Here is a 5,753-nt window from a genome sequence, read left to right as displayed (position 1 = left end):
TATATGATTATATGTAGAAAGAAAATGAATCACATATATATTAATAAAAATCCCCAAAAACTTTTGTGAAAGTATTAACTTCATACTTTTACAGAGGTTTTTTGTTTACTAGTAATCTATGTATTCAATATTACATAAAAATGCACCTCCAACTGTTAGTACTGTCTAACAATTGGGGTGCAGTTCAAAATCTTTTTTTGTTTATCCCTAATTACTTTTTCCTCAAAACGAAAGTCATCTACAATAAAAAGTTAGTTCGTTTCCAATTCTCTTCTTTGTGCCTTTTTCATAAGGACTTTGGATTCTATTTCAGAGGCTTGTTTAACCTTCTTGATAAACAAGGAAAGAAGTAATCCAATGATACCGATCCCAACGATGACAAGATAGGCGTCATTAATACCCTGTATAGTTGCTTCCTTAATAAGCTGAGCTTGATTCAGGCCTTTAGCAGCTGCAGTAGGAATCATCTCCTGCAGATGTGATTTCGTTCTGTCCGACATAACTGTAACTAGAAGAGAAGTACCCACGGCACCCGCCACTTGCCGAATGGTATTGCTTATAGCGGTACCGTGTGCATTTAACTGCTGTGGTAATTGGTTTAGACCGGCCGTCTGTAATGGCATCATCATCAAGGCCATCCCAATCCGGCGTCCTGTTGACATGAGAACTAAATAGGTATAACTGGTCGAATCCGTCAAATTAGTAAAGCCCATCGTTGTCGCAATGGTAATAATCATTCCGATCACCGTAAGCCATTTTGCACCAAAGCGATCGAACAGCTTGCCGGTAACAGGCATAAGGAAGCCCATGATTAGCGCCCCTGGAAGAAGGAGAAGGCCGGACTCAATGGCTGTATAACCGCGGACATTTTGAAGATATAGTGGAAGCAGCATCATATCCGCATACATGGCCATCGTAACCGCGATATTGATAATGGTCGTTAGAGAGAACATATTGTATTTGAATGCACGTAAGTCGAGCAACGGATTTTGCGACTTTAACGCCCTCCAAGAAAAGAGTGCAAGGGACAAGACGCCCACTGTAATCGTACTTAGTACCTCTACATCTGACCAACCAAGGCTTCCAGCTCGGCTGAAACCGTAAAGTAATGCGCCGAATCCAATGGTAGAGAGCACGACACTTAGGATATCGAGTTTTGTCTTGGTTGGTTCGGAAACATTTCGGAGATAAATGAATCCTAATACAATGACAATGACAGCAAATGGAATCATCCCGTAAAACATCGTTTCCCATTTGTAGTTTTCAATAATATAGCCGGCAATGGTAGGCCCAATGGCCGGGGCGAAAATAATTGCAAGTCCGACCATTCCCATCGCCGCTCCTCGTTTGTTGGGAGGAAATATGGTCAAAATAACATTCGTTAAGAGCGGCATGATAATTCCTGCACCAGCCGCCTGAATCATGCGTCCGGTCAATAATAGAGGAAATCCTGTTGCAATAGCAGAAACGATGGTCCCAGCTAAAAAGATAAACATGGAAGCTTGAAAAAGCTGCCGTGTGGTAAACCGCTGCATAAAGTAAGCGGTAATCGGGATCAAGACCCCGTTCACGAGCATGTAGCCGGTCGTTAACCACTGTGCCGTTGCAGCTGTGATTTTAAATTCAACCATTAGTTCAGGAGTAGCGACACTCATGAGTGTTTGGTTTAAGGTTGCAATGAAAGCACCTAAGATCATAATGAACATGATAGGTCCTTTTTTTATTGAATTTGTGACAGTTTTATGATTATTCGTCAATTATCTCCTATCCTTTCTCCTTTGAATATAGACTTTTTTTACAATGTGTTTAATAATAAACATTGTATAAATTACTTTATAATGAGTTCTTAGTTCTGACAACAGACAATTTCTGAGGAAGTGTAAATTAGTTAACGTTTATTTGAATTATGTTGGGAAAGTCGAAAATAATAGACAGAACTGACGTTTTTGTAAATTACCAAATAATAGGAAGGGTTTGTCGACGTGACAGACAATGCAAAGCAGCGAGTAGATCCTCGGATCCTTCGTACGCGCCAATTGATCAAGGATGCATTAATCGATTTACTGCAGGAGATGGAAATCAATAAAATAACGGTTAATCGAATTGCAGAACGTGCGACTATTAACCGTGTTACGTTTTATCTCCATTACGATGATATTCAAGACATGCTGGAGAAAATGGCCCAAGAAATGGCAGAGGATATTGAATCAATTTTGAAAAGTACAACAATTAGTCAAAATTCGTCGGCTGATGAACTCGGATGGGTAAAGCTTGTCACGCTGCTTGAGTATATTGCCGAGAATGCTAAATTCTATAAAGTGGTCCTTGGTTCCAGACGAACTCCCATCTTTACAGAGCGCTTGTTAAATATCATTACTGAAACGATAACAGAGCGAGTGGATAGTAACTTGCTCGCTGCTAAAGGCATTCAAAAGGATATTGCTATTTGGCACGGTTCTTCGGCTCTCATCGGCACGATTTCCGCGTGGTTACGTAAGGATATGCCCTATACTCCGCAATATCTTGCCAAGCAGTTGTCTTTACTTTTTCAATCAGGTCAGAAATAGTTATCTATTCCTTAGAACTTTTCTATGACGAAAGAATGGGTGCCGATAATTTTATTTACAGCATCCATTTGTTCTGTCATTCGTTTGTTCTTGAAAAGTTTAAAACCGTAAAAAAATAGAAGCCCCTAATCCTTGGACTTCTAATTGTTTCAAATCCCAACTGATAATTTATTTGTTTTTTAAGAAGAGTGGAGCTTATTTATGAATATAGCGAATTATTGTTTACATAATATTATTATTTTTTATACGCTTATTGACTTCTGCTCTTTCCTCATTCTTCTACCACCCTCATGTAAGCTCACAACATAACTAATCCACTCTAATTAACTATATGAAACTACTATTCTTATCCCAATATTAACAATCCTTTTCTCTGGTAAATCCTAAATTCTACTACAATCCTAAATTCCCCTAAACAGAACAGATGTTTTGGTGTAAAATAGGTAATGTCTGTTTTTGGCCCTACTATATCTATAATGTTTAAAGGGGAAATTAAATTGAATGGTACATCACATGCAGTCATTGGATCAGCAACAGGATTTATTGTTGTGAATACAGTGCACACCTCACCGTCAGCAACACTCTTGCTTGTAGGATTAGGAGGTATCTCAGGTCTAATCCCTGATCTAGATATTGACGGGAAACTTCGCGGAAAAATTACTTTGTCTCATAAAGTAATTCGGCTATCTGCCCTGATCATTGGGATAATGATGATCCTATATAGTTTCGCTGAGAAAACAAGGGGGGATAGATGGCTGGGGATTGGAATCGGTATTTTGGTTATAGTGGTTGCATCCCTCATTAAACAAAAACATATGTTAACCATTACAGGGATTGCTATCCTGTTGGGTGGATTCTCGTTAGACGAGCTATGGTTAATTCTGCTTGGCATTTACATAGTCATTGCGTCCTTTTCTTCTCATCGCACCTATACCCATTCCATCTTAGGGATTCTTTTCTTTGGGTTGATTGCTTCCAATTTCGAGGCTTCACTTGGGATTCATGGTGTTTTCTATTCTTGTATAGGTGGTTACATCAGTCATCTGATAGCCGATTTAAAAATTCTCCCCTTTAATAAACGGGGGATTAAGCTGTTCTTACCACTGTCATCTATGGAATTATAAGTTTGGAGGGGACTGAAAAATCCCCTTATAAAATATCCTTTTTTTTAATTTAAGATTCCATTACTTTTTTACTTTTATTTTCTTTGGTATGGTCGTCCAGTATTTTGGGTCTTCTAAGCCTAGCCTCCAAATCCCGATTCCCCGTAAGTTATGTTTTTCTACTAGGTTTAACTTAAACCGCAGACTATAGCTATTCTCAAACCAAGCCTGGTGGCTATGTTGTTTTTCATCTACGTAACTGAAAAAAGGTGTTTGCGACGGGGAATCCCATTTAACTTTAGCTTTATATGTTGTTTTCTGATCCATTAACTGTTTATAGGAGCTATACACGGCTTTTTTTGCTGTTGTATCCCAGTCCCATCCATAACCAGCGATACCGAGTAAAATTTTTGATGGTGGTACTCCCTGTTTCAAAGCATAACGAATCGTTGCTTCTGTCCAATTAACTGATGCTGTGGAACCGGGTGCTGTTCTTGGGTTGTGTTCATCGTAAGTCATAATCATTAACCGATCTGAGTATCGACCAAGCTTTTTGTAATCAAACCATGGAGACCAGGGATTGGCACGGGAATCACCTGTGTTTGCCGGGACTGAAACCGTAACTATTTTTCCATCAGGATGCAGAGCATCTGACAATTTCTTAATCATCCAACTAAAGGAATCTCGGTCAGTCAAATTCAAATTTTCCATGTCAATATTAATACCATCATATTTATACTGATTTATTTCATTGCGTATATTCTGAATGAACACATCACGATTTTTATCGTTATCAAGTACATTACTCGCAACTTGCTTTCCCTTCTCCACGGTTTCATAAAAGAGATTATGTACAACCATATAAACCTTCAGGTGTTTTTTATGAGCACTCTGAATCACCTTTTTCTTATGATTTACAGTAACAGAATCTATAAGACCGCCTGGATGTTGATCATCAAGCTTATACCAAAAGGGTGCAATGATGCTCATACTGTTGAATTGCGAGTTCACGGTAGGCTGAGACCCTGGATATGTTCCTTCCTTTTCTGTGTAGAAACCTAAGACTTCACGAGGACTTTTATCCTTATTTTTATCCTCTTTTCTTTGTAATTGACTACAGGATGACATTAGTAATATTGCTATGCTTAAAGAAATGATCGTGAATGACCGGAAACCGTTTTTCGCCATAATACACCTTCTTCTAGTTTGTATATATCTTAAGTTGATGAGAAAGGTTGTAACTTATTCACGAATGATCTTTTCTCCCAAAAAGGATGACGGAAAAAATACCATTTTTGCTCGGCGGTATCCAGAAAACACAAGAATTGAATTACTTTTACTTTATTTTTCTAGATTTTTCTTCATCAGAGCTGCTACCTGTAGAGAATCGTGTTGGGATGTGTTTTCTAGTTGCTTAATAATTAACTCCTGTCGTTCAACAGGATGATTTTGGCTTAATTTAGCTTTCGCTTCTATTTTTGTGATGTGGATTCTGAAAGCTACAATTCCTTTACTCATGCCTTCAATAAAACTGGGGTCTACATCACTTAAATTATATGGACTAGTGGGACTTTCATATTTTTTTACCATGTCATTTAAAGAATCAACGATTACTTTTTGATTTTCGATGATCTCCATCTTTCCATATACATGGATCGACACATAATTCCATGTAGGTACAGCCTTCATGGTTTCGTACCAAGAAGGAGAAATATAACTATGGGGACCTTGAAAAATCACAAGAATTTGTTGGTTTTCAGCATCCTTCCATTGTTCGTTCGGACGTGCAAAATGACCATATAAAGTATTTTCAGATTTATTTAATATCAGAGGAAGATGAGTAGCGTAAGGTTCTCCGTTATGCTGTGAAAATAAAGTGGCAAAGCTATACTTTTCAATAAAATCATAAATCTTGCCTTCATCATCGATTTTAAAATGTTTAGGTATATACATCATGGTTCCACCCTTCTAAAAAGTTATCTAAGTGTTTTGGTCATTATAAAGTCTATTTGTTCTTCATCCCCCATATAAAAAGAGTGAGCTCCCGTTTGTACAAACCCCATTTTCTTATATACGGAACAAA

The 5,753-nt window shown here is 38.0% G+C and carries 5 protein-coding genes and 1 pseudogene; 2 read left to right on the top strand and 4 right to left on the bottom strand.

Features of this window, described 5'->3' with window-relative positions; translation table 11 throughout:
* Positions 1-251: 251 nt before the first annotated feature.
* On the bottom strand, positions 252-1,706 hold the full coding sequence (locus tag V7266_RS27355; RefSeq protein WP_335472373.1) for a DHA2 family efflux MFS transporter permease subunit: 1,455 nt from the start codon (positions 1,704-1,706) through the stop codon (positions 252-254).
* Positions 1,707-1,982: 276 nt separating this feature from the next.
* Between V7266_RS27355 and V7266_RS27350 the strand changes: the two genes are divergently transcribed.
* Positions 1,983-2,567 (top strand): TetR/AcrR family transcriptional regulator, encoded by a 585-nt coding sequence (locus V7266_RS27350; protein WP_335472372.1) that lies wholly within the window; start codon positions 1,983-1,985, stop codon positions 2,565-2,567.
* 497 nt (positions 2,568-3,064) lie between these two features.
* Positions 3,065-3,691, top strand: coding sequence for a metal-dependent hydrolase (locus V7266_RS27345; protein ID WP_335472371.1), 627 nt, complete (start codon positions 3,065-3,067; stop codon positions 3,689-3,691).
* Between the two features lie 60 nt (positions 3,692-3,751).
* Here V7266_RS27345 and V7266_RS27340 read toward each other — a convergent pair whose 3' ends face one another.
* The 3 genes and pseudogenes from V7266_RS27340 to V7266_RS27330 form a co-directional block, all read right to left on the bottom strand.
* Positions 3,752-4,858, bottom strand: a complete 1,107-nt coding sequence (locus tag V7266_RS27340) for a glycosyl hydrolase family 18 protein (RefSeq protein WP_335472370.1) — start codon at positions 4,856-4,858, stop codon at positions 3,752-3,754.
* 153 nt (positions 4,859-5,011) lie between these two features.
* Positions 5,012-5,623, bottom strand: a complete 612-nt coding sequence (locus V7266_RS27335; protein WP_335472369.1) for an FMN-binding negative transcriptional regulator — start codon at positions 5,621-5,623, stop codon at positions 5,012-5,014.
* A gap of 23 nt (positions 5,624-5,646) precedes the next feature.
* A pseudogene (locus tag V7266_RS27330) lies at positions 5,647-5,753 on the bottom strand (GNAT family N-acetyltransferase); the annotation flags it as partial.

It is taken from the genome of Neobacillus drentensis (assembly GCF_036965645.1).
Taxonomy (GTDB): Bacteria; Bacillota; Bacilli; order Bacillales; family Cytobacillaceae; genus Neobacillus; species Neobacillus drentensis_D.
Note: the sequence above shows the minus strand (reverse complement) of the source record. Positions and strands in the feature narration are given on the sequence as shown.